Source organism: Postechiella marina (assembly GCF_039538365.1).
Lineage (GTDB): Bacteria > Bacteroidota > Bacteroidia > Flavobacteriales > Flavobacteriaceae > Postechiella > Postechiella marina.
The window spans coordinates 417,923-442,197 of record NZ_BAABCA010000002.1 but is presented as its reverse complement, the minus strand read 5'-3'; the positions used below and the strand labels follow the sequence as shown (position 1 = coordinate 442,197).

23 protein-coding genes and 1 tRNA gene are annotated in these 24,275 nt (G+C 32.6%); 16 read left to right on the top strand and 8 right to left on the bottom strand.

Annotated elements, in window-relative coordinates; genetic code table 11:
* Window positions 1–10: 10 nt before the first annotated feature.
* Genes ABD715_RS05715 through ABD715_RS05700 form a run of 4 tightly spaced genes read right to left on the bottom strand, consistent with a single transcriptional unit; the run spans window position 11 to window position 5,376 of the window.
* Complete coding sequence (locus ABD715_RS05715) at window positions 11–508, bottom strand: DUF2271 domain-containing protein (protein ID WP_344787155.1); 498 nt, start codon at window positions 506–508, stop codon at window positions 11–13.
* A gap of 6 nt (window positions 509–514) precedes the next feature.
* The gene (locus ABD715_RS05710; RefSeq protein WP_344787154.1) at window positions 515–1,999 is read right to left on the bottom strand and encodes an ankyrin repeat domain-containing protein; all 1,485 of its coding nucleotides are present in this window, start codon (window positions 1,997–1,999) and stop codon (window positions 515–517) included.
* A 12-nt stretch (window positions 2,000–2,011) separates the two neighbouring features.
* The gene (locus ABD715_RS05705) at window positions 2,012–4,435 is read right to left on the bottom strand and encodes a TonB-dependent siderophore receptor (RefSeq protein ID WP_344787153.1); all 2,424 of its coding nucleotides are present in this window, start codon (window positions 4,433–4,435) and stop codon (window positions 2,012–2,014) included.
* A gap of 35 nt (window positions 4,436–4,470) precedes the next feature.
* Window positions 4,471–5,376: a DUF6607 family protein gene (locus ABD715_RS05700; protein ID WP_344787152.1), complete on the bottom strand. Its 906-nt coding sequence runs from the start codon at window positions 5,374–5,376 to the stop codon at window positions 4,471–4,473.
* Window positions 5,377–5,480: 104 nt separating this feature from the next.
* Here ABD715_RS05700 and ABD715_RS05695 point away from each other — a divergent pair, with 104 nt between their 5' ends.
* The 4 genes from ABD715_RS05695 (at window position 5,481) to ABD715_RS05680 (ending at window position 12,041) form a co-directional block, all read left to right on the top strand.
* Window positions 5,481–7,613 carry a TonB-dependent receptor plug domain-containing protein gene (locus ABD715_RS05695; RefSeq protein WP_344787151.1) on the top strand — a complete coding sequence of 711 codons (2,133 nt, stop codon included), beginning with the start codon at window positions 5,481–5,483 and terminating at the stop codon, window positions 7,611–7,613.
* 11 nt (window positions 7,614–7,624) lie between these two features.
* Entirely contained in the window at window positions 7,625–8,725 is a 1,101-nt protein-coding gene (locus tag ABD715_RS05690) for an HmuY family protein (protein ID WP_344787150.1), read from the top strand.
* Window positions 8,726–8,933: 208 nt separating this feature from the next.
* Window positions 8,934–10,268: an MATE family efflux transporter gene (locus ABD715_RS05685; RefSeq protein ID WP_344787149.1), complete on the top strand. Its 1,335-nt coding sequence runs from the start codon at window positions 8,934–8,936 to the stop codon at window positions 10,266–10,268.
* 84 nt (window positions 10,269–10,352) lie between these two features.
* Entirely contained in the window at window positions 10,353–12,041 is a 1,689-nt protein-coding gene (locus ABD715_RS05680) for an ATP-binding protein (protein WP_344787148.1), read from the top strand.
* Between the two features lie 194 nt (window positions 12,042–12,235).
* On the opposite strand, the gene ABD715_RS05675 is transcribed toward ABD715_RS05680, so the two are convergent.
* Entirely contained in the window at window positions 12,236–12,877 is a 642-nt protein-coding gene (locus ABD715_RS05675) for a 2OG-Fe(II) oxygenase (protein ID WP_344787147.1), read from the bottom strand.
* A gap of 125 nt (window positions 12,878–13,002) precedes the next feature.
* Here ABD715_RS05675 and ABD715_RS05670 point away from each other — a divergent pair, with 125 nt between their 5' ends.
* The 4 genes from ABD715_RS05670 to ABD715_RS05655 all read left to right on the top strand — a co-directional run bounded on the left by ABD715_RS05670 (window position 13,003) and on the right by ABD715_RS05655 (window position 15,228).
* Window positions 13,003–13,455 (top strand): 6-pyruvoyl trahydropterin synthase family protein, encoded by a 453-nt coding sequence (locus tag ABD715_RS05670; RefSeq protein ID WP_344787146.1) that lies wholly within the window; start codon window positions 13,003–13,005, stop codon window positions 13,453–13,455.
* Between the two features lie 31 nt (window positions 13,456–13,486).
* Window positions 13,487–14,164, top strand: coding sequence for a 16S rRNA (cytidine(1402)-2'-O)-methyltransferase (gene rsmI, locus ABD715_RS05665; RefSeq protein ID WP_344787145.1), 678 nt, complete (start codon window positions 13,487–13,489; stop codon window positions 14,162–14,164).
* A 50-nt stretch (window positions 14,165–14,214) separates the two neighbouring features.
* Window positions 14,215–14,559, top strand: a complete 345-nt coding sequence (locus tag ABD715_RS05660; protein WP_344787144.1) for a HopJ type III effector protein — start codon at window positions 14,215–14,217, stop codon at window positions 14,557–14,559.
* Between the two features lie 99 nt (window positions 14,560–14,658).
* The gene (locus ABD715_RS05655) at window positions 14,659–15,228 is read left to right on the top strand and encodes a uracil-DNA glycosylase family protein (protein ID WP_344787143.1); all 570 of its coding nucleotides are present in this window, start codon (window positions 14,659–14,661) and stop codon (window positions 15,226–15,228) included.
* Here ABD715_RS05655 and ABD715_RS05650 read toward each other — a convergent pair whose 3' ends face one another.
* Both ABD715_RS05650 and ABD715_RS05645 read right to left on the bottom strand, forming a co-directional pair.
* Window positions 15,229–15,432: a hypothetical protein gene (locus tag ABD715_RS05650; RefSeq protein ID WP_344787141.1), complete on the bottom strand. Its 204-nt coding sequence runs from the start codon at window positions 15,430–15,432 to the stop codon at window positions 15,229–15,231.
* A 327-nt stretch (window positions 15,433–15,759) separates the two neighbouring features.
* Entirely contained in the window at window positions 15,760–16,350 is a 591-nt protein-coding gene (locus ABD715_RS05645) for a carboxymuconolactone decarboxylase family protein (protein ID WP_344787139.1), read from the bottom strand.
* Between the two features lie 61 nt (window positions 16,351–16,411).
* Here ABD715_RS05645 and ABD715_RS05640 point away from each other — a divergent pair, with 61 nt between their 5' ends.
* Genes ABD715_RS05640 through ABD715_RS05630 form a run of 3 tightly spaced genes read left to right on the top strand, consistent with a single transcriptional unit; the run spans window position 16,412 to window position 19,836 of the window.
* Window positions 16,412–16,834 carry an OsmC family protein gene (locus ABD715_RS05640; protein WP_344787138.1) on the top strand — a complete coding sequence of 141 codons (423 nt, stop codon included), beginning with the start codon at window positions 16,412–16,414 and terminating at the stop codon, window positions 16,832–16,834.
* Between the two features lie 3 nt (window positions 16,835–16,837).
* Window positions 16,838–18,532, top strand: coding sequence for a single-stranded-DNA-specific exonuclease RecJ (gene recJ / locus ABD715_RS05635; protein WP_344787137.1), 1,695 nt, complete (start codon window positions 16,838–16,840; stop codon window positions 18,530–18,532).
* A 35-nt stretch (window positions 18,533–18,567) separates the two neighbouring features.
* Window positions 18,568–19,836: an MFS transporter gene (locus ABD715_RS05630; RefSeq protein ID WP_344787136.1), complete on the top strand. Its 1,269-nt coding sequence runs from the start codon at window positions 18,568–18,570 to the stop codon at window positions 19,834–19,836.
* Between the two features lie 187 nt (window positions 19,837–20,023).
* Here the strand turns inward: ABD715_RS05630 and ABD715_RS05625 are convergent, their stop codons facing one another.
* Window positions 20,024–20,791, bottom strand: coding sequence for a UDP-2,3-diacylglucosamine diphosphatase (locus ABD715_RS05625; protein ID WP_344787135.1), 768 nt, complete (start codon window positions 20,789–20,791; stop codon window positions 20,024–20,026).
* Between the two features lie 240 nt (window positions 20,792–21,031).
* Between ABD715_RS05625 and ABD715_RS05620 the strand changes: the two genes are divergently transcribed.
* The 5 genes from ABD715_RS05620 to ABD715_RS05600 all read left to right on the top strand — a co-directional run bounded on the left by ABD715_RS05620 (window position 21,032) and on the right by ABD715_RS05600 (window position 24,275).
* On the top strand, window positions 21,032–21,799 hold the full coding sequence (locus ABD715_RS05620; RefSeq protein ID WP_344787134.1) for a TatD family hydrolase: 768 nt from the start codon (window positions 21,032–21,034) through the stop codon (window positions 21,797–21,799).
* 14 nt (window positions 21,800–21,813) lie between these two features.
* The gene (locus ABD715_RS05615; RefSeq protein WP_344787133.1) at window positions 21,814–22,836 is read left to right on the top strand and encodes an asparaginase; all 1,023 of its coding nucleotides are present in this window, start codon (window positions 21,814–21,816) and stop codon (window positions 22,834–22,836) included.
* A 73-nt stretch (window positions 22,837–22,909) separates the two neighbouring features.
* Window positions 22,910–22,997 (top strand) — tRNA-Ser (locus tag ABD715_RS05610).
* A gap of 72 nt (window positions 22,998–23,069) precedes the next feature.
* The gene (locus tag ABD715_RS05605) at window positions 23,070–23,840 is read left to right on the top strand and encodes a MotA/TolQ/ExbB proton channel family protein (protein ID WP_344787132.1); all 771 of its coding nucleotides are present in this window, start codon (window positions 23,070–23,072) and stop codon (window positions 23,838–23,840) included.
* A 21-nt stretch (window positions 23,841–23,861) separates the two neighbouring features.
* Window positions 23,862–24,275 carry a hypothetical protein gene (locus ABD715_RS05600; RefSeq protein ID WP_344787131.1) on the top strand — a complete coding sequence of 138 codons (414 nt, stop codon included), beginning with the start codon at window positions 23,862–23,864 and terminating at the stop codon, window positions 24,273–24,275.

The window sequence follows — 24,275 nt, the reverse complement described above, 5'->3', positions numbered from 1 at the left end:
TTAATTGGGTTTATTGGGGCATCATACGTACATAACGTATAAAACCATGACCTTCTACTTTGCTTTTTACAGATGCTGAAGTTAATTCGAACTCTACATCGTCTTTGTAATATTCTTGATCTTCTACAGCCGATTCAAAACGAATTTTGTATCCCGCATCTATTTTGTCATCTTCTAACTGAATAATGCTTATAGTACGACCACCTCCACTTATTGTAGCTCCTGTAATGGCATCAATATCTGCTCTAACTTTACCATGAAATTGCCACCAATTTGTAATGTCTGAATACCACTCGTCATCATCACCTTGAACGTACAATGTTTTTTCGTATTCGCCATTTGGGTTTAATAATGAAATAGCAATATATGCACCTTCGCCTGTATAGTTTGTCATTTGAATCATGCATTTATAAGAAGCCGATGCGCTAGGTTTACTTTTAAATCCGAAGGAAATAAATAACACTACTGCCAACATTATAAATGTTTTAAATGCTAATGTTTTTTTCATGGTATATTATTTTAATAGGTTGATGTTTTGTTTGCTTAGTAATTCGTTTTCTTGAGCTAAGTCTAAAAGAGATTCTTCAAAATCGGTTTTAATATTTTTATCTGCTCCAATAGATAGTAAATATGCTACCGTTTTTAAGTTTTTGGCTTTCATAACTGCAATATGTAAAGCTGTTAATCCGTCTTTGTTTTTAGCATTAATGTCAATATTTAAAGTGTTTGAATACTTTAGTAAATCGATATTATTAGCATTTGCTGCTAAATGAAATAAGGTGTTTCCGTTTTTTTGAGTGGTTTTAATATCGAACCCATTTGCAGATAATGTTTTAATATTCTCTTTAAATGCTTCTTGTTTTTTAGGTTGAAATGCTTCTACTAAATAATAAGCAAGGTTGTTTCCTTTAGCGTCAATAACATGGACATCTGCTCCTTTATTTACCAAAAAAGTAACGATTTGAGGTTTGTTTTTTAAGGCTTTTGTTAAAGCAGATTGTCCATGGTTATTAACATGACTAATTTGTTTCGTGTTATTTGCCAACTTGGTAATAATTTCTAATGTATTTCTGCCAGAAGCATTAATAAGAGCTGTATTGCCATTGTTGTCTGTCTTGTTAACATCTACACCTTTATTTATAAAATAATTTATAGTAGCAAGGTCTTTATTGCCATAAGCCAGATTATGTAGCGGTGTTAAACCATTGTTATTAGTAATATTGGCAGCAATACCTAAGCTGTTTAAATGTTTAAAAAAATCTAAAGTATTGTAGCCTTGTCTAGAGCCTTGAGTGGCCATTAACATAGCGTTACCACCGTTGCTATTTGTGTTTTTATATGGCAATCCTTTTTTAATAAGTAGCTCTAGCATGGCTTTATTTCCTGTTTTTGCAACATAATTAAAGGCACCATTACCATGGTTGTCTACGCTTTTTAAACTAAGGCCTTTGGCTTCAAAATAATCTACAAGTTTAAAATCTTTTAAATGCGGAATAAGTAAAAGTAAGGCGTTGGCTCCGTGCTCATCTTTGTCTGTTTTTATATCGATACCATTTTCAATTAATGTATCGTAAATCTCGGTATTAGTCTGTCCTGCAACAGCAGCAAATGTTAATGGAGAAAAATGATGAGAATCTTTAATGTTTAATTTAGCATTGTTTACTATAAGGTGTTTTACTAACTCTAAGTTACCACTATATGCAGCCCAGAACACGTAAGTTCTTTTATCGTGGGTTAGCTTATTAACGTTGTTTCCTTTTTTAGATAATAAATGCTTAATGGTTGTGTTGTCTGCATGCGCTAAAATGGCGTTTGTTACAGCATCAAAACTCATAGGGTTTAATGCTGCAGCGTCGTTACCTTCGGCTATTTTTTGTTCAATAACTTTTATGGTTGGATTGGTTTTCCAGAAACTCTTTTCCCAAAAAATATTTTTTGATTGCGCTTGTAAAAGATTAACAAACAATAAAGTAATGATAGAAAATTTAATAGTTTTCATATAATTAATTTTTTAAAATTTATAACGTAAAGTGGTTCCGAAAGTAACTGGATTTATTCGGTTTAAATATACCGTTCTGTATGCGTTATAACCAACTTCGTTAAATAGGTTGTTTACAAATACATCTAAACTTAAATCTGCATTAAATTGATAAGATGATTGGATGTTAACTGTTGTGTAAGCTTCTAAATCAAAAGGTTTAACGCCTGGTACAACACCATCGTGCGTGTAATCTCTAGACCAAACATTGTGCGGGCGTTCGCCTAAATAATAAACTCCTGCACCTAGGGATAGGCCATCTAAACTATTTTCAAAACGGTATCTTGCCCATAAGTTTGCTGTATTTTTTGGTGTGTTTAGTGGGCTAGAATTGTAATAGTAAGATACGTGATCTTTATATTTAGCATCTAGATACGAGTAGCCTGCTATAAGCTCTAAATTAGGAAGCACTCTACCAATAATTTCTATTTCTACACCATTTCTTGTGTCTTCTCCTCCTTTTAGGTAATAGCCTAAAGATGTTCCGTTGCCATCTATAGCTTCAAGATTTAGGTTTTTGCTAAAGGTAGAGTAATAGGTAACATTAAAACGTAATGCGTTGTTTAACCAGGTCGATTTAATTCCAGTTTCAAATTGATCCCAACGCTCTGTCCCTAATTCGTCTCCATTAACATCTGTGTAAAAAGAACTCATTGGGTTAGAGTTACTCGCGTAAGACCCAAATACAATAATGTTTTTTAAAGGTTTAATATTAAAACCAATTAAAGGGTTAACAGCATCGTCTCTTTTTGATCCAGACAGGCTTCTTCCTAAAAAGTTACCTCGAGTTCTTTCTAGAGAAGTGTAGCGTAAGCCTAAAAATACATCGGCCCACTCTGTTAATGTTACTTTATCTTGAATTGTAAAACCGTAAGATTTTGTTTTAGATCCAGATGCAGCATCAGGGTTTTCGGTAACGCTTACACCAGCTGGTAAAACATTATTTATAGGTTTAAAAACATCAATAATATCTACATAGGTGTTATCTGTTGGGTAGGTTGTAGTGTAAGCTATGTTTTCAAACTCACTAGTTCTATAATCTACACCAACTTGAAAGGTATGTTTTAAAGCTCCTGTTTCAATATTTTTTCCTAATAAATCTATTTGGAATACACTGTTTTTATCTAACCTCCCGCCAGCGTAGTATTCTCTATATCTTTCGTTGCTTTCTAATACATCTAAACCTGTTCTTCCTCCGCCTTCAAATATATAAGATTCTTCTTCGTATATTTCTAAGTCTGATGAGAATAAGCCTGCTTTTACGCTTAAATTATCACTTATTTCTCTTTCAAGTCTAATGGCGTAAGTTGTGTTTACAGAGTTTGTTCTGTCAGAATCAAAACCTACAAAGTTATCGTTTGGTAATTTGTAAATATCATTGGTGTCGTAACCACCTAAATTAATGGTTCCTTGATCTGGAGTTACACTATTATCAGTATAATCCATTTCTAAAATAATATTTGTTTTATCGTTTGGTTTCCATGCTAAAGATGGGTTTATATAAAAACGCTCTGAGTTAACTTTGCTTCTGTAACTATCTGCTTTGTCGTAAGATCCTGCTAGTCTAAAAGCCACAGTTTTTTTGCTGTCTAAAGGCCCATAAAAATCGAATGTTGGGCGTATTTGTCCGTAACTACCTGTTCTAAAACTAACTTCGCCACCATCATAAAATTTTGGTGTTTTTGTAACAATATTTATTACTCCTCCGGCAGAACCAAGGTCGCCTCCAAGACCTTGACTAATTGCCGAAATACCTTTTAATACCTGAATGTTATCTACACCAGCCATGTCTGTTACAACACCTGTACCTCTAAAGTCTGAATGAATTCTAACACCGTTTTTAAGTATAGGAATTCCTCTAAAACCTCTTAAAGACATACTTTCTCTAGTGTTACCATAAGTTGCAAATGTGTAAACACCAGCAACATTTTTGGTTACATCGCTTAAACTTAACGCGTTTTGTTTTTCTATTAAAGCATGCGATAGTATAGATATGCTTTGTAATTGCTCGTTTGGTGCTAATGGTAAACGGGTTAATGTTTCTAGCTTTTCTGCTACTTTATCTCTGTGTCCAAAAAGCTCAACTTCATCTAAATTAGTGTTTTGTTTTAATTTAAAAATTATATGATTTTTATCTCCATTTATATTAATTTCTTTAGTTACCTTGTTGTACCCCACAGCGCTAGCAATAATGGTATATGCTTTATAAGGCACGTTTTTTATAGTAAAAATCCCGTTTTCATCTGAAGCTACACCAATTTCTGTGCCTTCTAAATATACTGTAGCAAAAGGAATACCTTCGTCTAACTGGTTTTTTACTGCACCTCTTATTGTGGCTTGACTATAACTTGAATATATGCTACTTATTACTAGTAGTAATGTTAGTACGCTTTTCATTGTGTTTTAAAATTTGGTTGATTATTTAAGTTGACTTATTTTTTTACGAAAGATTCTATAACTTTATTTATGTTCTCGGTTGTTTTATAATCGTCAGAGAATAAATATTTATATAGTTGTTTGTTTTCTACTTTATTTTCTAGAGATAAGTTTTTATTTCTGTTATATACTTGAGCCCATTTATTACGAACCAAAGCCCATTTTTCGTGGTTTTCTTTCCACCAATCCGATGCGCCTTTACATTTGCTATCGTCTACTTTTACGTAGGTGTTATATCCTTTTTCTTTTGCTAAAATCACATCTTCTTTTCCAGTTTGGCGAATTACTTTGGCGTTATCTTGATCGTGTATCCAACCATCTTTAGTAATTTCATGTCTGTTGCCTCTTAGGGTTATGTTATAATCGCTTCGTTTTGTGTATTCTCTTCTTGGTAGAGGGGCGTTGGTTGTGTTTTCCCAGTAGCTTTTTCCGTCTACATGTACCCATGTTGAAGAACCCTCGTATCGCGGACTATCGTCTACTTGAAATACTTTTTGAGTCCATTGTCCTTTTACTTCAGCTTTTGGTTTGGTAATAAAATTCCAGTTGTTATTGCCATTATACATGTAAAAACTTGTGTTTTCGAAAAGCCAATCTTGTCTCCAGTGCTTTACTATATAGGGTTTTGATGGATCTCCTACTTGTAACAAATGCTGAATTGATATCTTGTTTTTGTCGTCTTGAACTAACTGTGCCCATTCTAAACCTTTATCAACTTTAGTTTTAGATGGTTTGTAAAGCGAATCGTTACTATAGTTAAAGGTTTCTGCAAAATTGAAGGTTACTTCGTAGCATCCACACATTTTTTTAATGGCTTCTGCATCTCTTTTTTTCTTGTTTTGGGCGTTTGTATAAATGGAAAATGTTAAAAATAACAATGTTAAAATTTTTAATCTACTCATTTTTAGCGGGTTGTTTGTTTTGGTTTTAAAAAAATAAAATTTTACTTGTTCTTATTTAGACTGAATTAAAATAAGACATATATTTGCTGCAAATTTAATTAAGAATGGTTCTAAATAAAAAATATTTAAGCATTTATTTTTCAACTTTTTTTTCTTGTTGGATAATTGCGCAGAATGTAAAACAAGATTCTATAAAAGTTAATGGTTTAGAAGAGGTTGTTATAACAGGACAATACAATCCGCAGGGTATAAAAAAGTCTGTTCATAATGTTAAGGTTATTAAAAGAGAACAAATAGAAAACCAAGCAGCCAATAATTTAGCCGACTTATTAAACTTTAATTTAAACTTAACTATTATACCAAATGCCCAAACAGGAAAATCTACGATTTCTTTTTTTGGATTAGACTCGCAATATTTTAATATTCTAGTAGATAATATTCCGTTAGTTAGCGATAATGGATTGGGTAATAATATAGATTTAACACAAATAAATCTTGATGATGTAGAGCGTATAGAAATTGTTGAAGGCGCCATGGGAGTAGAGTATGGTGCTAATGCAGTTTCTGGTGTTATTAATATAATTACCAAAAAATCTATAGATACTAACTGGAAAATTCAGGCTTTTTTACAAGAAGAAACAGTTAATAACGAGTATGCTTGGTTTAATAAAGGTAGGCATATACAAGGTTTAAATATTGGGCATAATTTTAACGAGAACTGGTTTGTTAGGGCAGGTGTAAATAGAAATGAATTTGCAGGTTTTTTTAACCAAAGACAAGGGCAAGATTATTATCAAAACGATGGATTACGTGGTTACGATTGGTTGCCTAAAACCCAAATTAACACTAATGCGCTATTAAACTATAGTAAGACTAATTTTAAGGTTTTTTATAAGTTTGAATATTTTAACGAAACAATAAATTACTATGATGCAGCGGTTAGGGCTAACGTAAACACGCAGTCGCAAACCAGTAATCCATCTGCTACAGATAGGGTTTTTACAACCAACAGATTTGTAAACAATATAAACCTAAACGGTAAACTTAATTCTGGAGCAAATTACAATGCTTCGTTATCTTACCAACAACAAAAGCGTCGCTTAAACGAGTTTAACTATTACATATTAACCAAAGAAAAAAGCAACGAAACCGATGAGGTTTATCAATCTAGCAGCGTATTTTTTTCTAAAGGAAGTATAAATAATTTGGTTAAAAACGATGTTTATAATTTTCAATTAGGTTACGAAACTCGTTTTATAGAAGGTTTCGATACTCAGGCTTCAGGCGATGTTACACAGCAAGATAAAAAGCAAACCCAAAATAATTATGCAGTTTTTGGTTCTTCCGAAATAAATTTTTCTAATAAGTTTTTATTCCGACCAGGTTTACGTTTTGAATACAATTCCCTATTTCAATCTAAATTTTTAGGCTCTATAAGTGCTCGTTATCTTATGAAAAAAGGTTTTGAGTTACGCGGAAACTTTGGTACAGCGTACAGGACACCAAATTTCGAAGAGCTTTACTATTACTTTGTAGATAGCAATCACGATGTAAGGGGTAACGAAAATTTGAGTCCAGAAAATGGTTTTACAGCCTTTTTAAACTTAAAAAAACGTAGTTGGTTTAATAATTTATCAATGCTAAATGCCATAAAAATAAGCTATATCGATATTAAAGATAGAATAGATTTAGCTATTGTTAATAATGCGCCATTGCAGTATCAATATATAAATATAGATACCTATAAATTATGGAGTACAACATTAGAGAATAGTTTAAAAGCCAATAGTTGGATATTTAACTTTGGAGCTACATTACAAGGTATCGCTCAAAACACTAATAACGACAAAGAAGCAAACAACAATTTTCTTTATGCTTTACAAATAAATGCAGGTGCTACTTATCAAGTAAAAAAATGGGATGCTGCTTTTACTGTGCTTTTAAAACATAATGGCGAGCAGCAAAACTTTACAGCTACAGGCGCAGATAGCGATGGTAACTCTACATTTTCTAAAACTACAACTAGTGCTTATAATTGGTTAGATGCCTCTGTAAAAAAGTCTTTTTTTAATAATACAGTTCAAGCCACACTTGGAGGTAGAAACCTGCTAGATGTTACTAATGTAAATATTAGTAATTCAGCAAATGGAGGTATTCACTCTGCTAATAACAATGGGCTTTTATTGGGTTACGGTCGCTCGTATTACTTAAAACTATTATATAATCTTAAATTTTAAAAACTAATATCATGACAAACAAATTATTTACTTTTATTTTATGTGTTGCAGCATGTGCCTTTGTAGGATGTAGCGATAATGACGATGGACCAACGGAACCTATTAAAATTCTTATTGAAGGAGCCTCTATAGCTCCAGAAGTTGGTGGTCCAAACGAGCAAAATCAAGTGTATGTAGATTTAAGTAGTAGCATTTCAACTGTTGTACAACGCGATACTTGGGATTTAGGTTTTTATTCTGGGGCAGAATTTAGAGTTGTAATAAATGGTACTATTGCTATGGCTGCAGCCCAATTAACAGCAACAGATATTGATGCTGTAACCTCCAGTAATCAAGAAATACAAGATTTACAGCCAATGGTAAAAACTAATACCTATGATAAAATAAGCATGCAGTATGTAGATACACCTAATGGAGATTTAAGTGGTACCGCTTTTTCAGAAATTTCTGTAACAGATGCAAATAATCATGTTTATCTTGTAAACTTAGGTTATGAAATAGGAACAGAAACACCTACTACGGGAGCTATTGACACTACAGATGAACCAAGAGGCTGGAAAAAGGTGAGAGTTTTACAAGATGGATCTAATTACATCTTACAATATGCTGATTTAGACGATACAACTCACCAAGAAGTATTAATTTCTAAAAACTCTAATTATAACTATAGTTTTTTTAGCTTTAATACTAATAGTGAGATTAATATAGAGCCAATTAAAGAAGAATGGGATTTAAGCTTTACAACATTTACTGATGAAGTCTTTATAGGTACTGATAGCTATGGACCTTATTTTTATTCAGATTTTGTTGTTACTAATAAAAAGCAAAATACCAAAGTATATATGGTTGATAATGAGTTGCAAACAGATTTGTCATACGAAAACTTTACATTGGCAGATATAGATAATACAAAATTCTCTAGCGACCAAAGAAGTATTGGAAGTAGTTGGAGAAATAGTGGCGGACCAGGAAGCTTACCTTCTTTAAAAACAAATGTATTTTATATTGTTAATGATACTGATGGTAATCTTTATAAATTGCAGTTTATAGCCTTAACAAATGCAGACGGAGAACGTGGATACCCTGAGTTTGTTTATAGTTTATTGCAATAATTAAATATGTAAATTTATATGCAGGTGAGTCTGGCAATTTTTGCTAGACTCACCTATTTTATATAAAAATATAGCTTACTTTAAGAGCATTTAATAATATGGTTTTTTTAAAAAGGATAGGTGTTAAAATTTTACGAACTTAGCAACATTTAAAAGCGTAACTCATTCTAATTTTTTAGAATGCTTTTTACTTTATAAATTTATCTTTTTGGAGACTAACATCAGTTTTAAGCAAATTAATAAATTGGCAATTCCTGCGCTAATATCTGGCGTGTCAGAGCCTATTTTGTCTTTAACCGATGCTGCTATTGTTGGGCATGTTAGTGTAAATGCAACAGAGTCTTTGGCTGCGGTAGGTATTGTTACCACTTTTATGTCTATGCTTATATGGGTGCTTGGGCAAACACGAAGTGCAATATCTTCTATAGTTTCTCAATACGTTGGTGCTAACCAGTTAGATAAAATTAAGAATTTACCAAGTCAGGCTATTTTTTTTATTACCTCTTTAAGTTTATTAATTATTGTTTGTACTTATCCTTTTGCTAAATATATATTTAAACTATACAATGCCTCTGGTATTATACTCGATTATAGTGTCGATTATTATTTAATTCGGGTTTTAGGATTTCCTTTTACTTTGTTTACAATTGCTGTTTTTGGTACATTTAGAGGGTTGCAAAATACCTTTTACCCAATGGTTATTGCTATTATTGGTGCATTAGCTAATATTGTATTAGACATTATATTGGTGTACGGTATAAGTGGTTACATATTACCAATGGATATAAAAGGCGCAGCATATGCTAGTGTGGTAGCTCAGCTTATAATGGCTTTACTATCTGCTTGGTTTTTACTTAAAAAAACAGTTATTCCATTAAAAATAAGTTTTCCGTTAAATAAAGAAATGAGTCGTTTTTCTTTAATGATTTTAAACCTTTTTGTGCGTACAATAGCATTAAATGTTACGCTTTATTATGCGAGTGCATTTGCAACAAGTTATGGTCCTGCTTACATTGCTGCATATACTATAGCTATTAATTTGTGGTTTTTGGGCGCATTTATTGTCGATGGTTATGCAAGTGCTGGTAATATTTTATCAGGCAAATTATTTGGAGCAAAAGCTTATGGTTTACTTTTAAAATTAAGTAATAAACTTATTAAATACGGGCTAATAATAGGTGTTGTTTTAGCTGTTCTAGGATCGCTTTTTTATTTTTCTATTGGTAGTATTTTTACTAAAGAACCAGAGGTTTTAAAGCAATTTAATGCTGTATTTTGGCTCGTGCTTGTTATGCAGCCTCTGTGCACTTTGGCTTTTATTTTTGATGGTATTTTTAAAGGATTAGGAAAAATGAAATATTTACGAAACGTTTTACTCTTTTCAACCTTTATTGTCTTTATTCCAATTTTATTTTGGTTAGATGGTTTAGGTTATAAGCTACATGCCATTTTTATTGCTATTACATTTTGGGTTATTGCTCGTGGTATTCCATTAATTATTAGGTTTCGTAGTTTGTTTGTGCCATTAATTGAAAATAAATAAGTTAAAGGTTTATATACCTAAAGAATTTTCTTATTTTTAGGTTAAACTTTTTTGATTATTATCTCCTTGAAAAAATTATAAGAAATGATATTAAAAATAAAGCTTTTTATATGCATATTTTTTATTAGTATTTCTGTATTCTCTCAACAGAGTCAAATAAATAGCGATTCTATTTTAAAAAGAATTGAACGTTTTAGGACGTTTTTTTACAAACAACAACGGTTTGGTGAAGCATTGGCTTTATCAGAAGATTTATTAAAAATTGCAGAGCAAGAAAAATCAGATACTTTAATAGCGCGAGCTAATAACGATTTAGGTCTTTCGTTTTCTGCTTTAAAGGATAAAAATAAAGCTATTGTTTATTATAAAAAGGCTTTAGCTATTTACAAAAAGCTTAATTTGCTAAACGAAGTAGGAAATGTATCGAATAACATAGGTATTGCTTATGCCGAGATTAACGATTTTGAAAATGCAAAAGTATATTATTTCGAAGCGTTAGATTATTTTGAGACAGAAGACGATAAGGCGCACGTTTATCATGATTTAGGCTACGATTACGGAAGAAATGGTTACTATAAAAACTCTATAGAGTATGTTAATAAAGCATTGCCTTTTATTCTTAAAAATAAAGAGGTAATAACAGAAGGGTATAGTTATCAAGCCTTGTTTTATGCCTACTATAATTTAAAGAATAAAGATTCAGCAGATTTTTATTTCTATAAAGGTATAAATCATGCAAAAGCTATAGATAATTTAGATATTATCTATTTGTTATATGAAGATCGTTTCGACCAGTTAAAAAAAGAAAACAATGCAAAAGAAGGTTTTAAGGTTATAGACTCTGTTTTTAAATATAAAAACCTTCTTAAAGAAAGAGAGGCGCTTAATATTTATAAAGAGGTAGAGGCAAAGCTTCATATTAAAGATACCAATAATAAATTAAAAATTATCAAAAAAGAAAAGCGAGCTCAACAATTATTAAATGTTACATTAGTGTCTTTGCTTACTATTTTGTTAGTTCTGGGTTTACTTCTTTACAGAAAAAATAATCAATTAATAGCGGTTATTCAAAATCTAAATTCTGCCAATCAAATAGCAAAACAAAGCCTTTTAGAAAAAGAATTATTAGAGCAACAGTTAGAAAACATACAAGACGATATAATTACAGATATTCAAGATAATTTTGGGAATAGGCTTAGTGGTATATCTAATTCTTACGAGATCTTTTTATCTCTTTTTAAAACAGAAGATACTAGTAGCGAAAAACTAGAGGTTTTTAAATCGAATTTAGAGCATAGTTTAAAAAATTTACAAGAAGATATTAAAGATTTTATATGGAGTAACAAAAGTAAAAACAACTCTTTGGTTTTAACTCTTAATAAGTTAGAGATGTATGTATATAATTTGGCAAACGAGAATAGTGATGTTAGTATTAATATAAAATCGAACTTGGCAAAAGATGAATATAAGCTACCAAAATATTGGAACAGACAGTTGTTTTTAATATTACGAGAAACAATAGAGAATGCCTTAAAGTATTCTAAGCCAACTTACGTAACTATAGATTTTTCTATAGATAAAAATAATAAGCTAACTATAATAACAGCAGATGATGGTAATGAATTTAAAAGCGAAGCTTTGTTAAATTCGGTATACCTTTTTAATGTAAAAAGAAGAGCGCAAACTATGGGTAGTGTTGTAACCATGGAGCCTAAAGGCGATAATAATGTTATTAATAGAGTTATTATAGAGGGCAAAATACCAAGTGTTTAATTTTGTAATTATAACATGGTAAATAGTAAGTGGCGTTTGTAACTTTAATAATAGTTTGTATATTTCGTTTTTTAAATAAAAACAAAAATTAAAAAATGGAAATTCTATCGTTTATAAGTGGTAATGGCTTGTTTCTTGTTCTTGGCTTAGTATTAGTAATTGTTTATGTGGTAAACCGCAGAAAAAGAAGATAGTTATCTTGTTTTTAACCAGCCAGTAATACTTAAACGTTCTGTTTTTACCGGTTTTACTTCATGTTCTATTTTCTGGCTTTCAAAAATAACAACACGACCAGGAAAAGGATAAATAATTTTTTCAACCTCTTGTCCGTTTTTGTCTAGATATAAAACCAATTCTCCTCCGTTTTCTTCCAACCATCCATCTTCATTTAAATAACAAACAAAAGATAGTTTTCGTCTACCATCATTTTGAAAAGTGTCAATATGTCTTTTATAAAAGGTGCCTTTAGGATATAAAGCATAGTGAAATTCTTTATGCAGAATGCCTAAAAAGCAGGTTTTATTTAAATAATTAACCAAGTGGTTTATTTTATTAAAAAAAGGGAACTCAAAAACATCTGCTTTGGTTTCGTCCATCCATAAAATAATATCTCCCCGTATAGACTTTACAATAATTTCATCAAATTTATTACCAATTGCAGCTTTTTTAAAAGCATTCTCTTTGTGTTTATTTAATAAAGATTGTCGTAAAGTTTCAACTTCTGTACTAGAGAAAAAATTTTCAGAAATACTGTAACCGTCTTGAAGTAAGTTGTCTATAATCTTTTCGTAAGCGGTGTTGGTGTTAAAGTCAAGATTTTTAAAAAGCGCATTCATATGCAAGTAAACCTTTTAAAAATTAATACATTACAAATAATGTCCGTTTAAAAGTGCGCAAATGTAATCTAAAAACCAATTGCTTTTACAAAATGAATATCTTTGCAAAGTAAATAAGTAAACTAATGAGTAATATTCGCATAACAAAACAATTCTCTTTCGAGACAGGTCATGCTCTTTATGGGTACGATGGTAAGTGTAAAAATATACACGGGCATAGCTACAAACTATCGGTTACCGTAATAGGAAAACCAATTACAGATAGCACAAATGTAAAATTTGGTATGGTAATAGATTTTGGAGATTTAAAAAAAATAGTAAAAGAAGAAATTGTAGATGTGTTCGATCATGCTACTGTGTTTAATAAAAATACACCACATGTAGATCTTGCTAAAGATTTGAAAAGTCTTGGGCATAATGTGTTACTTGTAGATTACCAGCCAACTAGCGAAATGATGGTTATAGATTTTGCAGAGAAAATTAAAAATCGTTTACCAAAGCAGCTTAACTTACATTCGTTAAAGCTTCAAGAAACCGATAGCTGTTTTGCAGAATGGTTTGCAAGCGAAAATAATTAATTCGAGATATCGAGTTGTTTAATTTTAACCAATGAGTAAACTTTACATTGTACCAACACCAATAGGTAATTTAAAAGACATTACATATAGAGCTATAGAAGTTTTAAAAGACGTCGATTTAATTTTAGCCGAAGACACACGTACATCTGGTAAGCTTTTAAAACATTTTGAAATTACAACACATATGCAGTCTCACCATATGCATAACGAGCATAAAACGGTAGACAGTGTTATTCAAAAATTAAAAGGAGGTACAACTGTGGCGCTTATTAGCGATGCAGGTACGCCTGCTATTTCCGATCCAGGTTTTCTTTTAACTAGAGCCTGCATAGAACAAAATATAGAGGTAGATTGCTTGCCTGGTGCTACAGCTTTTGTACCTGCGCTAGTAAATTCTGGTTTGCCTAACGATAAGTTTGTTTTCGAAGGTTTTTTGCCTGTTAAAAAGGGACGCCAAACCAGATTGTTACTTTTGTCAGAAGAAACAAGAACCATTATTTTTTACGAAAGTCCGCATAAATTGGTAAAAACATTAGGCCACTTTTGCGAATATTTTGGAGAAGATAGAGAAGTGTCGGTATCCAGAGAGTTAACTAAGCTTTACGAAGAAACTATTCGTGGTACAGCAAAAGAGGTTTTAGCATATTACACCAATAAACCACCAAAGGGCGAAATTGTTATTGTAGTAGGTGGAAATTCCAAAAAATAAATTATAGTTATTCTATTTTAAAATAGAGTTAAGCATTTAAAATTATTAAGATGAATATAGAAGCATTTAAAAAAAAATTAAAAGCAACACCAACAGATATTCAGTTTTCTGAAACAATGAGTGCTATTGAAGCCAATTACAATTTTACTCCAACAGCTTTTAAAAACGGAGCTTTAGCAAATGCTGAAGGACAAAATTCTGGATCGTGTAAATTGTTTGCTTTTGCTATAGCCGAAGGCTTGACTAAGGAAGAAACCTTAGCTAGTTTTGGACAGTATTATTTTGACGATGTTTTAAAAGATCCTAATGGAGATGGGCATCAAAATATAAGAAATTTTATAAGTACTGGTTTTGATGGTTTAAGTTTTAAAGGCACTGCTTTAACAAAGAAATAGCGTATTTATAAAAGGACTGAGTGATTTCTTGGTTTAGAATTTCATGATAAAAAAATTACGTAACTAAAATTAATTAAGTTTAGCGTGTCTTAATGAAGCATGAAAGATTTACTTTATAACATAAGGCAATGCGATATTTGCGAAGCACACTTGCCTTTGGGTACAAGACCTGTAGTATCTGCACATCCCGAATCTAAAATAATTATTATTGGCCAAGCGCCAGGTACAAAAGTGCATGCCTCTGGAGTGCCTTGGGACGATGCTAGCGGTAAACAATTGCGAAAATGGTTAAACGTATCTGATAAAGATTTTTACGACGAAACCAAATTTGCCATTATGCCAATGGGTTTTTGCTACCCAGGAAAAGGAAAAACAGGAGATTTGCCACCACGTAAAGAATGTGCACCACAATGGCACAAGCCTTTATTAAATAAGTTGCCAAATGTAGAATTGGTGATTTTAATAGGCCTATACGCTCAAAAATATTATTTGGGTAAAGAGGCAAAACGTACCTTAACAGAAACTGTTAAAAACCATAACGAATATTTGCCTAAATATTTACCATTACCACACCCATCGCCACGAAATAGATTTTGGTTAACAAAAAATGCTTGGTTCGAAGTAGAGGTGTTGCCCGTATTAAGAGCCCGTATTAAAGGCATGATATAATTACTGGTTTGGCTCAATATCTTTTTTTAAACTAAGAAAATATTTTGGCTTCGTGTTTTTTTCAAAATTTTCTATGTCTTTTAAAGTAGCTTGAGGATGAAGTTTTTTATGTAGCCATAACCTTGTAAGTAAGCCTAACCTTAGTTCTTTACAAAGCATAATAATAAAGGTGAAAATTGAGCTTGTAATTAAATATGTTTCCATGGGTTTGATGTTTTATCAAATCTATGGCAAGAAGTATACGTTTTAAAAGGACAACTACTTTAGAGTGTATCTTTCTGTTTATTAGTTTTTTACGTGTTTTTGTGGTTGTTGTTGTTTTTAAAATCACCTTGTTTTAGCTTAATCTAAAGGGACAAAAGTACACTGTTTTTTTAAACCTAATGTTTATAGGGCTTTCCGGTGGTTATTGTAAAATAAAAAGGTGAATTATTCATTTTTAAAACGCAGAATTAAAAAAACCTCACTATTTCTAGAAAGGTTTTAATCCAATTTATTAAAAAGCAAACAGCATTAAAAATGCTAGAAAACCTAAATATGTTTTCCTTTTTCCCAGCCATGTTTTCCTAAATACTGTTCACCACTTTCTACAGCGCCACCTTCAATAGTGGTTCCCATACTGTCGTTCCATCTATTTAAATATCCAAAAAGAGAAATAACGCCAAGCATTTCTACAATTTCACCTTCGTCCCAATGCTCATGTAAACGCTTTTCAATTTCTTTGTCTACAGCATTTGGTACTTGGCTGGCAAGTAAAGAAAAATCTAAAGCAGCACGTTCTGCTTCGCTAAATGCAGGATGCGTGCGGTATTCCCAAATATTATCTAATTGTTCTTGTTCTGCGCCATAACGCTCTGCAGCTCTTATAGCATGGGCTTGGCAATATCTACAACCTGTAGCGTTGCTAGATACCCAAGCAATCATACGCTTTAATGCAGATGTTACTCGACCTTCATTAGCCATAACAGCTTTATTTAAATTAATAAAAGCTTTGCTAATGGCGGGTCTACGTTGCATAGTTAAAACCGAATTAGGGCAAAACCCAAGGGTTTCGTTAAAAAACTCGGCAAGTTTTTTTGTTTCTAAATCGTGATCTGAAGATAATGGTGTTACTAAAGGCATATTTTAATTTTTTAAGTCTTATTTTTGAGATTTACAAGTAACAAAAAATAATTAAGAAAAAATGGGAGTTCAAGTTACCACAAAATGGTTGGGAGAGATGCGATTTGAAAGCACAAATCCGTCGGGGCATAATTTATTTATAGATGCAGGCGAAGAAAACGGAGGTAAAGGAGAAGGGTATCGTCCTAAAGCGCTGATGCTTTCTGGTTTAGCTGGTTGCTCTGGTTTAGATGTTGCTTCTCTAATAAAAAAGATGAAGCTAGATGTTGCAGATTTTAAAATAGATTTAGATGCTAATTTAACAGACGAGCACCCTAAGTTTTATGATAAAGTTGTTATGAGTTTTCATTTTTATGGAGACAATTTAAACGAAAAGAAACTTCAGAAAGCAGTAGACTTATCGGTAGAGAAATACTGTGGCGTTATGGAGATGTTTCGTCAATTTGCAGAGCTATCTATAGAAACTCATTTTCATAATTCATAACAAATGCGTTGGACGCTAAAACCAAAACCGCCAAAAGAAAAGATAGAAGCTTTAAAATCTGTACTTAGTATAGACGATGTTGTTGCTACGCTATTATTACAACGTGGCATAGAAACGTTTGAAGATGCTAAAAAGTTTTTTAGGCCAAGTCTTGACGAATTGCACGATCCATTCTTAATGAAAGATATGGATAAAGCTGTTACTCGTATAGAGAAAGCCATAGCTAATAACGAAAATATTTTAGTTTATGGCGATTATGATGTAGATGGTACAACCTCTGTAGCATTAATGTCTACGTATTTAAAATCGAAATATCCGCTTGTTCATACGTACATTCCAAATCGTTACGACGAGGGTTATGGCGTGTCTTACAAAGGCATAAATTTTGCTTTAGAAAACGATTTTACTTTAATAATAGCACTCGATTGCGGTGTTAAAGCCATCGAGAAAGTGGCACACGCAAAATCTTTGGGTATAGATTTTATTATTTGCGATCATCACAGACCCGGAAACGAAATTCCAGATGCTGTGGCTGTTTTAGACCCAAAGCAAGAAGATTGTAATTACCCTTATAAAGAGCTTTGCGGTTGTGGTGTTGGTTTTAAACTTATACAGGCGTTAGCCTCTAAAGACGGGCAAACGGTAGACGATTTAACACAATATCTAGATTTGGTAGCTACAGCTATAGGCGCAGATATTGTTCCTATAGATGGCGAAAATAGAGTGCTTGCTTACTTTGGGTTAATGGTTATTAATTCGAGTCCAAGACCTGGAATTAAAGCTATTTTAGATCAGGTAGAAAAAACAGTACTTACCATTACCGATGTTGTTTTTACTGTTGCACCCAGAATAAATGCAGCTGGAAGAATGAAACATGGTAATTACGCAGTAACATTACTTTCTGAGGAAGAGGAAGATAAGGCGAAACAATATGCAGCAGAGATCGATGAATATAATCTAGATAGACGTGAAACAGATAAACGCATTACAGAAGAAGCTCTTAAACAAATTGAAGAACAAAAAGAGCAGGAGCGTTTTACTACTGTTGTTTATGACAAAGATTGGCATAAAGGCGTTATTGGTATTGTGGCTTCTAGATTAATAGAAACCTATTACAGACCAACTTTAGTTTTTACACGAAGTGGCGAGTATTTAGCAGCTTCGGCACGATCTGTTCGTGGTTTCGATGTGTATAATGCTATAGAGGCTTGTAGCGAACATGTAGAGCAGTTTGGAGGTCATAAATATGCAGCAGGATTAACGCTTAAAGAAGAAAATTACGAGGCTTTTAAACAAGCTTTCGAGGCAGTGGTAGACAAAACAATAGATAGAGCGCTATTAACACCAGAAATTAAAATAGATTATAAGATTAATCTAGACGAAATATCGCCAAAATTTTATAGAATTTTAAAACAATTTGCACCCTACGGACCAAATAATATGACACCTGTTTTTATGTCTGATAATTTAATAGATACAGGGTATGGTAAATGTGTAGGAGCCGATAAAACACATTTAAGAATAACAGTTAAGCAACCAGATCTGTCTTCAAACAGTTTTGTTGGTATAGGTTTTAGTATGGGCGATAAGTTGGATGTTATTTCTAGCGGTAATCCTTTTAGCGCAGTTTACTCTGTTGATGAAAACGAGTGGAAAGGCAATATCTCGCTTCAATTTAAACTAAGAGATATAAAATAATATTAAAAATAAATTTGCTTTAACAAAGCGATATTATGGCAAAAACCGATCCTTACGCAGCTTTGCGTATTAAAGAATTCAATATATTTTTACTTGTCCGTTTTTTATTAGTATTCGGCTGGTCTATGCAATTTATTGTTATAGAATGGGAAGTGTATGCCTTAACAGGAGATCCGTTATACTTAGGTTTAATAGGTTTAATGGAAATTATTCCCGCATTAAGCATGGCTTTATTTGCAGGGCATATTGTAGACCAACGCGAAAAACGAAATTTATTAGCCATTTGTATAGCTGCCTTTTCTTTAATAAGCTTTGGTCTTTTTTGGCTAACATCTCAAAATGTGTCTAATACTTGGTCTACACAAAGTATACTTTACTCTGTTTATGCCTTGGTGTTTTTTGGCGGATTTTTACGATCGTTTTTCGGGCCTACCATTTTTTCTATTGTAGCTCTTATTGTTCCTAAAAAAATATATCCAAATGCAGCTACATGGAATAGCTCTACATGGCAAATGGCACGTGTATTGGGCGTTGCTTTTGCAGGCTTTTCTATTAACTGGATTGGCGTACATTGGTCTTTGTGCATTATTTTTGGTCTAATTACACTGTCACTTCTTGTGTTATTTAAAATAAAACGAAAACCTATTCTTAACCCTAAAATAGGCGAACCTGTAATGCAAAGCTTAAAAGAAGGAGTGCGTTTTGTGTTTAAAACAAAAGCCATTTTAGGAGCCTTAACTCTCGATATGGTTTCGGTTTTATTTGGTGGCGCAGTGGCATTATTGGCAGTTTTTGCAGAAGATATTTTAAAAGTAGGTCCAGAAGGTTTTGGTATACTAGTAGCAGCACCATCGGTTGGAGCCTTTTTAACCATGTTAGTTACCGCCTACATTCCAATTAGTAAAAATGCAGGTATGAAACTGTTAGCAGCTATTTTTGGTTTTGGTGTTTGTATTATAGTATTTGGTTTATCGTCTGTATTTTGGATATCTGTGGTAGCCTTGTTTTTTAGTGGTGTAACAGATGGGGTTTCTATGGTAATAAGGCAAACCATTCTTCAATTAAAAACACCAGACGAAATGCGTGGTCGCGTATCGTCTGTAAATTCAATGTTTGTAGGGTCTTCTAACGAGTTGGGGGCTTTCGAGAGCGGATTAACAGCAAAACTTATGGGTACAGCAACAGCAGTAGTTTTTGGTGGCACCATGACTTTAATTACTGTAGTTACTACAGGTTTGGTCTCTCCGTCGTTTAGAAAATTAGATTTAACAAAAGATATAGAAGCACACGAAAACGAAACGTAATAATTGGGGCAAGTTGCCAAAAAAAATGGCAACCAGGCTTTTGGCAGTCGCTCTCTGCGAGGAGCTTCAACAAATGCCTCAATCCTTCTTGCGTGCAAGTTTGTTGTGTAAAAGGTTTAGTTAAAATGGGTTTTGTTTGTCAGTAAGGTCAATCCAAAAAGAATATACTTTTTTCTTGATGTAAGTTTTACTCATTTAAGGTTTTGTACTCTTTTAACTCCAATGTTTCACCATCAAAAACACCGTAGGTGTAGTATTTAATCCAATCTCCTAAATTAATATACTTAGAGTTGTTGTTAAGATCTATATTTAATGGTAAGTGTCTGTGCCCAAACACAAAATAATCGCGGTGTTTTGTTTCTAGTTTGCGTTTGCAATATTGTACAAGCCACTCTTTGTCTTCGCCAAGAAACTTAGCATCGTCATCGCCAGAAATAAGTTTATTTTTTACAGATAGGTGTTGTGCCATACGTACGCCAATATCTGGGTGTAGCCAACGAAATAACCATTTACAAAATGGATTTGTAAATACTTTTTTCATGCGTTTATAACCTTTGTCTTTTGGGCCTAAACCGTCGCCATGTCCAATAAAAAAACTTGTGTTGTTAAAGGTAAATTCTTGGGGTTTGTGGTACACAGGAATGTTTAGTTCTTCTTCGAAATACCCGTTCATCCAAAGGTCATGATTGCCAACAAAATAGTAAATAGGAATACCAGAATCTGATATTTCGGCAAGTTTACCAAGGGTTCTAGTAAAACCTTTTGGTACTACGGTTTTATATTCCATCCAGAAATCGAACATATCTCCAAGAAGAAAAATGGCTGCAGCATCTGTTTTTATTTCGTCTAGCCAGGCTACAAATTTTTTTTCGCGTGGCTTTGAAGCTTCTGTTGTTGGTGCTCCCAAATGATTGTCTGAGGCAAAGTATATTTTTTTTCCTTTGGAAATTTGCATGCTGTAAATATAATATAATTTCCTGCGAACGCAGAAGCCTAATTATCGAGTTTTTTTGTTTTTTAATGGGAGTTGTGTGGTTTGCGCTAGGGATAGAGGCTTTGTTGAAGCTCTTTTTGTGTTGTTGCACATATGCAACACAAAAAAGCGACTGCCGATAGCCCGACCCTTGTGGTAGCGCCCATAATTTTAATAAGTAAAAGGGGTGTTAAACATTAAATACTTCATTATTTTTACAGCATGATTATTACAGATACACATACGCATTTATATAGTGATGCTTTTGACCAAGATAGACACGATATGATTAATCGTGCCATTGAGCAAGGGGTTTCAAGATTTTTTATTCCAGCAATAGACTCAGAGTATACAGCGTCTATGCTTCAGTTAGAAAAAGATTTTCCAGAACACGTGTTTTTAATGACGGGTTTACACCCTACACATGTTAAAGATAATTATAAAGATGAGCTAAAGCACATTGAAGATTTACTAGAAAAGCGAAGTTTTTATGCTATTGGAGAGATTGGAATTGATTTGTATTGGGATAAATCGACTTTAAAAATTCAGCAAGAGGCATTTAATTATCAAATTAAATTAGCGAAAAAGTACAAGTTGCCTATTGTAATTCATTGTCGTGATGCTTTCGATGAGGTTTTCGAGATTTTAGAAAGCGAAAAGGGAGACGATTTATTTGGAATATTTCATTGTTTTACTGGTAGTTTAGAACAAGCGCATAAAGCTATATCGTATAATATGAAATTGGGTATTGGTGGTGTTGCTACTTTTAAAAACGGAAAAATTGATAAATTTTTAAACGAAATTGGTTTAAAACATATTGTTTTAGAAACCGATGCGCCTTATTTAGCACCTACACCTTATAGAGGTAAGCGAAACGAAAGCGCATATATTGTAAAAGTTTTAGAAAAACTGTCTTATATATATAATAGGAGTGAAGAAGATATAGCAGATATAACTACACAAAATTCTAAGGCTGTTTTTAAAGTGTAATTAATACTATTAAAATGAAACCAAATATATTATTAATTTATACTGGTGGTACCATTGGTATGGTTAAAGATTTTGAAACGGGTGCTTTAAAGGCGTTTAATTTTAAAAATTTATTAAAAAGAATACCTGAATTACAACTTATAGATTGTAATATAGATACGGTTTCGTTTGATGAGCCTATAGATTCTAGTAATATGAACCCACAAGAATGGGTGCGCATTGCCGAAATTATTGAAATTAATTACAGTAATTTTGATGGTTTTGTGGTGTTGCATGGTAGCGATACTATGAGTTATACCGCATCTGCATTAAGTTTTATGCTAGAAAACCTTGCTAAGCCAGTAATTTTTACAGGATCGCAATTGCCTATTGGAGATTTGCGTACCGATGCTAAAGAGAATTTAATAACTTCAATTCAGTTAGCATCTATGCAAAAGGATGGTTTACCTATTTTAAAAGAAGTGGGTTTGTATTTTGAGTATAAATTATATAGAGCAAATAGAACAACAAAAATAAATGCCGAGCATTTTCAAGCATTTACATCTTTAAATTATCCAGATTTAGCAGAATCTGGAGTGCATTTAAAAATTAACGAACCTTATTTATTTAAGCCAAATATAAGTAAACCTCTTGTTGTGCATAAAAACATGGATACTAATGTGGCAATAATAAAGTTGTTTCCGGGTATGCAAGAGGCTGTTTTAGCAAGTATTTTAAATACACCTAAATTAAAAGGTGTAATAATAGAAACTTTTGGTGCTGGTAATTGCACTACCCAAACTTGGTTTGTAAATTTATTAAAAAAAGCAATTTCTAATAACATACATATTGTTAATGTAACACAATGTGCAGGCGGAAGTGTTATTATGGGGCATTACGAAACGAGTAGTCAGCTTAAAAAAATAGGCGTAATTTCGGGTAAAGATATTACAACCGAGTCTGCTATTAGTAAATTGATGTTTTTATTAGGGAAAAAAGTATCTTATAAAGACTTCAAAACCAACTATGAAACCGCTTTGTGTGGCGAATTGTTTTAAAATTAACCATTAAAATTTTAGCGTTCAAAGATTTTTTTGTTATTTGAGCCCTTAAATGATGCAATTGAAATAAAGAGAGGTGGCCGAGTGGTCGAAGGCGCACGCCTGGAAAGTGTGTATACCTCAAAAGGGTATCGAGGGTTCGAATCCCTTCCTCTCTGCTGATTTTTATTTTTTAATTGTATTTTTTTTATATCTTTAACACTTTAACTAATAAAATTAAGATTTAGAACATGAAAAGATTATTTTCTATCCTTGCATTATCAGGAATGATGGCATTTGGAACTGTTAGCGCAACTACAACTACTACAACAAGTACAGCTGCAACAACTATCGTTAGTACAACACAAGATGAAGAGGCTCCTGCTGAAGAGTTAACCTTTCATCAAGAATTAAAGAAAAGATTTATTGAAGGGGGTCCTGGATTTATGGGGATCGTATTATTATGTTTAATTTTAGGGTTGGCTATCGCTATCGAAAGAATTATCTTTTTAAACCTTTCTACAACTAACACAAAGAAATTAACTCAATCTGTAGAAGATGCATTATCTTCTGGTGGTGTTGAAGCTGCAAAAGAAGTTTGTAGAAACACAAAAGGGCCTATCGCTTCTATATTCTATCAAGGTTTAGATAGAACTGATGAAGGTATTGATGCTGCAGAGAAAGCTGTTGTTGCTTACGGTGGTGTACAAATGGGACAATTAGAGAAAAACGTATCTTGGATTTCATTATTTATCGCATTAGCACCGATGTTAGGGTTTATGGGAACGGTAATTGGTATGATTCAAGCATTTGATAAAATTGAAGCTGCAGGAGATATGAACCCGTCATTAGTGGCAGGTGGTATTAAAGTAGCACTTTTAACAACTGTATTTGGTTTAGTTGTGGCAATTATTCTTCAAATTTTTTACAATTACATCATTGCTAAGATAGATAGCATTGTTAACGATATGGAAGATGCTTCTATTACGTTAATGGATTTATTGATAAGAAATAAGAAGTAATAATTAAAAACATAAACTATTATGGGTATTCATAAAATATTTAAAATATTGGCTGCTGTTTTAGCTATCGCTGGTGCTGTTTTTACAGTAATGCTAGCGTCAGGAAACGAAAGCCAAATAGGTAACGTACTTTACGTAGCCTATGCGGTATTAGGAATAGTTCTAGGTGCGGTTGTATTATTTACTATTTTTAATACATTATCTAATCCAGCTAACCTTAAACGCACACTTACAGGAGTAGGAGCTTTTGCTTTATTAGCAGCAATTTGCTACTTTGTATTCGCTTCAGGAGTAGAAACACCTTTAAAAGAAGGAGGTGTGCTATCTGCAAACGGATCTAAACTAGTAGGAGCAGCTTTATACTTATTCTATTTTCTAGGCGCAATTGCTATAGGATCTATGTTAATGGGTGGCGTTAAAAAAATGATAAAATAA

Bases quoted from the DNA above. Each gene is read 5' to 3' on its own strand.
- ABD715_RS05680 (WP_344787148.1), top strand. From the start codon at position 10,353: ATGATATTAAAAATAAAGCTTTTTATATGCATATTTTTTATTAGTATT.
- ABD715_RS05715 (WP_344787155.1), bottom strand. From the start codon at position 508: ATGAAAAAAACATTAGCATTTAAAACATTTATAATGTTGGCAGTAGTG.
- ABD715_RS05670 (WP_344787146.1), top strand. From the start codon at position 13,003: ATGAGTAATATTCGCATAACAAAACAATTCTCTTTCGAGACAGGTCAT.
- ABD715_RS05615 (WP_344787133.1), top strand. From the start codon at position 21,814: ATGAAACCAAATATATTATTAATTTATACTGGTGGTACCATTGGTATG.
- ABD715_RS05690 (WP_344787150.1), top strand. From the start codon at position 7,625: ATGACAAACAAATTATTTACTTTTATTTTATGTGTTGCAGCATGTGCC.
- ABD715_RS05645 (WP_344787139.1), bottom strand. From the start codon at position 16,350: ATGCCTTTAGTAACACCATTATCTTCAGATCACGATTTAGAAACAAAA.
- ABD715_RS05710 (WP_344787154.1), bottom strand. From the start codon at position 1,999: ATGAAAACTATTAAATTTTCTATCATTACTTTATTGTTTGTTAATCTT.
- ABD715_RS05630 (WP_344787136.1), top strand. From the start codon at position 18,568: ATGGCAAAAACCGATCCTTACGCAGCTTTGCGTATTAAAGAATTCAAT.
- ABD715_RS05655 (WP_344787143.1), top strand. From the start codon at position 14,659: ATGAAAGATTTACTTTATAACATAAGGCAATGCGATATTTGCGAAGCA.
- ABD715_RS05695 (WP_344787151.1), top strand. From the start codon at position 5,481: ATGGTTCTAAATAAAAAATATTTAAGCATTTATTTTTCAACTTTTTTT.
- ABD715_RS05675 (WP_344787147.1), bottom strand. From the start codon at position 12,877: ATGAATGCGCTTTTTAAAAATCTTGACTTTAACACCAACACCGCTTAC.
- ABD715_RS05640 (WP_344787138.1), top strand. From the start codon at position 16,412: ATGGGAGTTCAAGTTACCACAAAATGGTTGGGAGAGATGCGATTTGAA.
- ABD715_RS05605 (WP_344787132.1), top strand. From the start codon at position 23,070: ATGAAAAGATTATTTTCTATCCTTGCATTATCAGGAATGATGGCATTT.
- ABD715_RS05660 (WP_344787144.1), top strand. From the start codon at position 14,215: ATGAATATAGAAGCATTTAAAAAAAAATTAAAAGCAACACCAACAGAT.
- ABD715_RS05650 (WP_344787141.1), bottom strand. From the start codon at position 15,432: ATGGAAACATATTTAATTACAAGCTCAATTTTCACCTTTATTATTATG.
- ABD715_RS05620 (WP_344787134.1), top strand. From the start codon at position 21,032: ATGATTATTACAGATACACATACGCATTTATATAGTGATGCTTTTGAC.
- ABD715_RS05600 (WP_344787131.1), top strand. From the start codon at position 23,862: ATGGGTATTCATAAAATATTTAAAATATTGGCTGCTGTTTTAGCTATC.
- ABD715_RS05705 (WP_344787153.1), bottom strand. From the start codon at position 4,435: ATGAAAAGCGTACTAACATTACTACTAGTAATAAGTAGCATATATTCA.
- ABD715_RS05625 (WP_344787135.1), bottom strand. From the start codon at position 20,791: ATGCAAATTTCCAAAGGAAAAAAAATATACTTTGCCTCAGACAATCAT.
- rsmI (WP_344787145.1), top strand. From the start codon at position 13,487: ATGAGTAAACTTTACATTGTACCAACACCAATAGGTAATTTAAAAGAC.
- recJ (WP_344787137.1), top strand. From the start codon at position 16,838: ATGCGTTGGACGCTAAAACCAAAACCGCCAAAAGAAAAGATAGAAGCT.
- ABD715_RS05700 (WP_344787152.1), bottom strand. From the start codon at position 5,376: ATGAGTAGATTAAAAATTTTAACATTGTTATTTTTAACATTTTCCATT.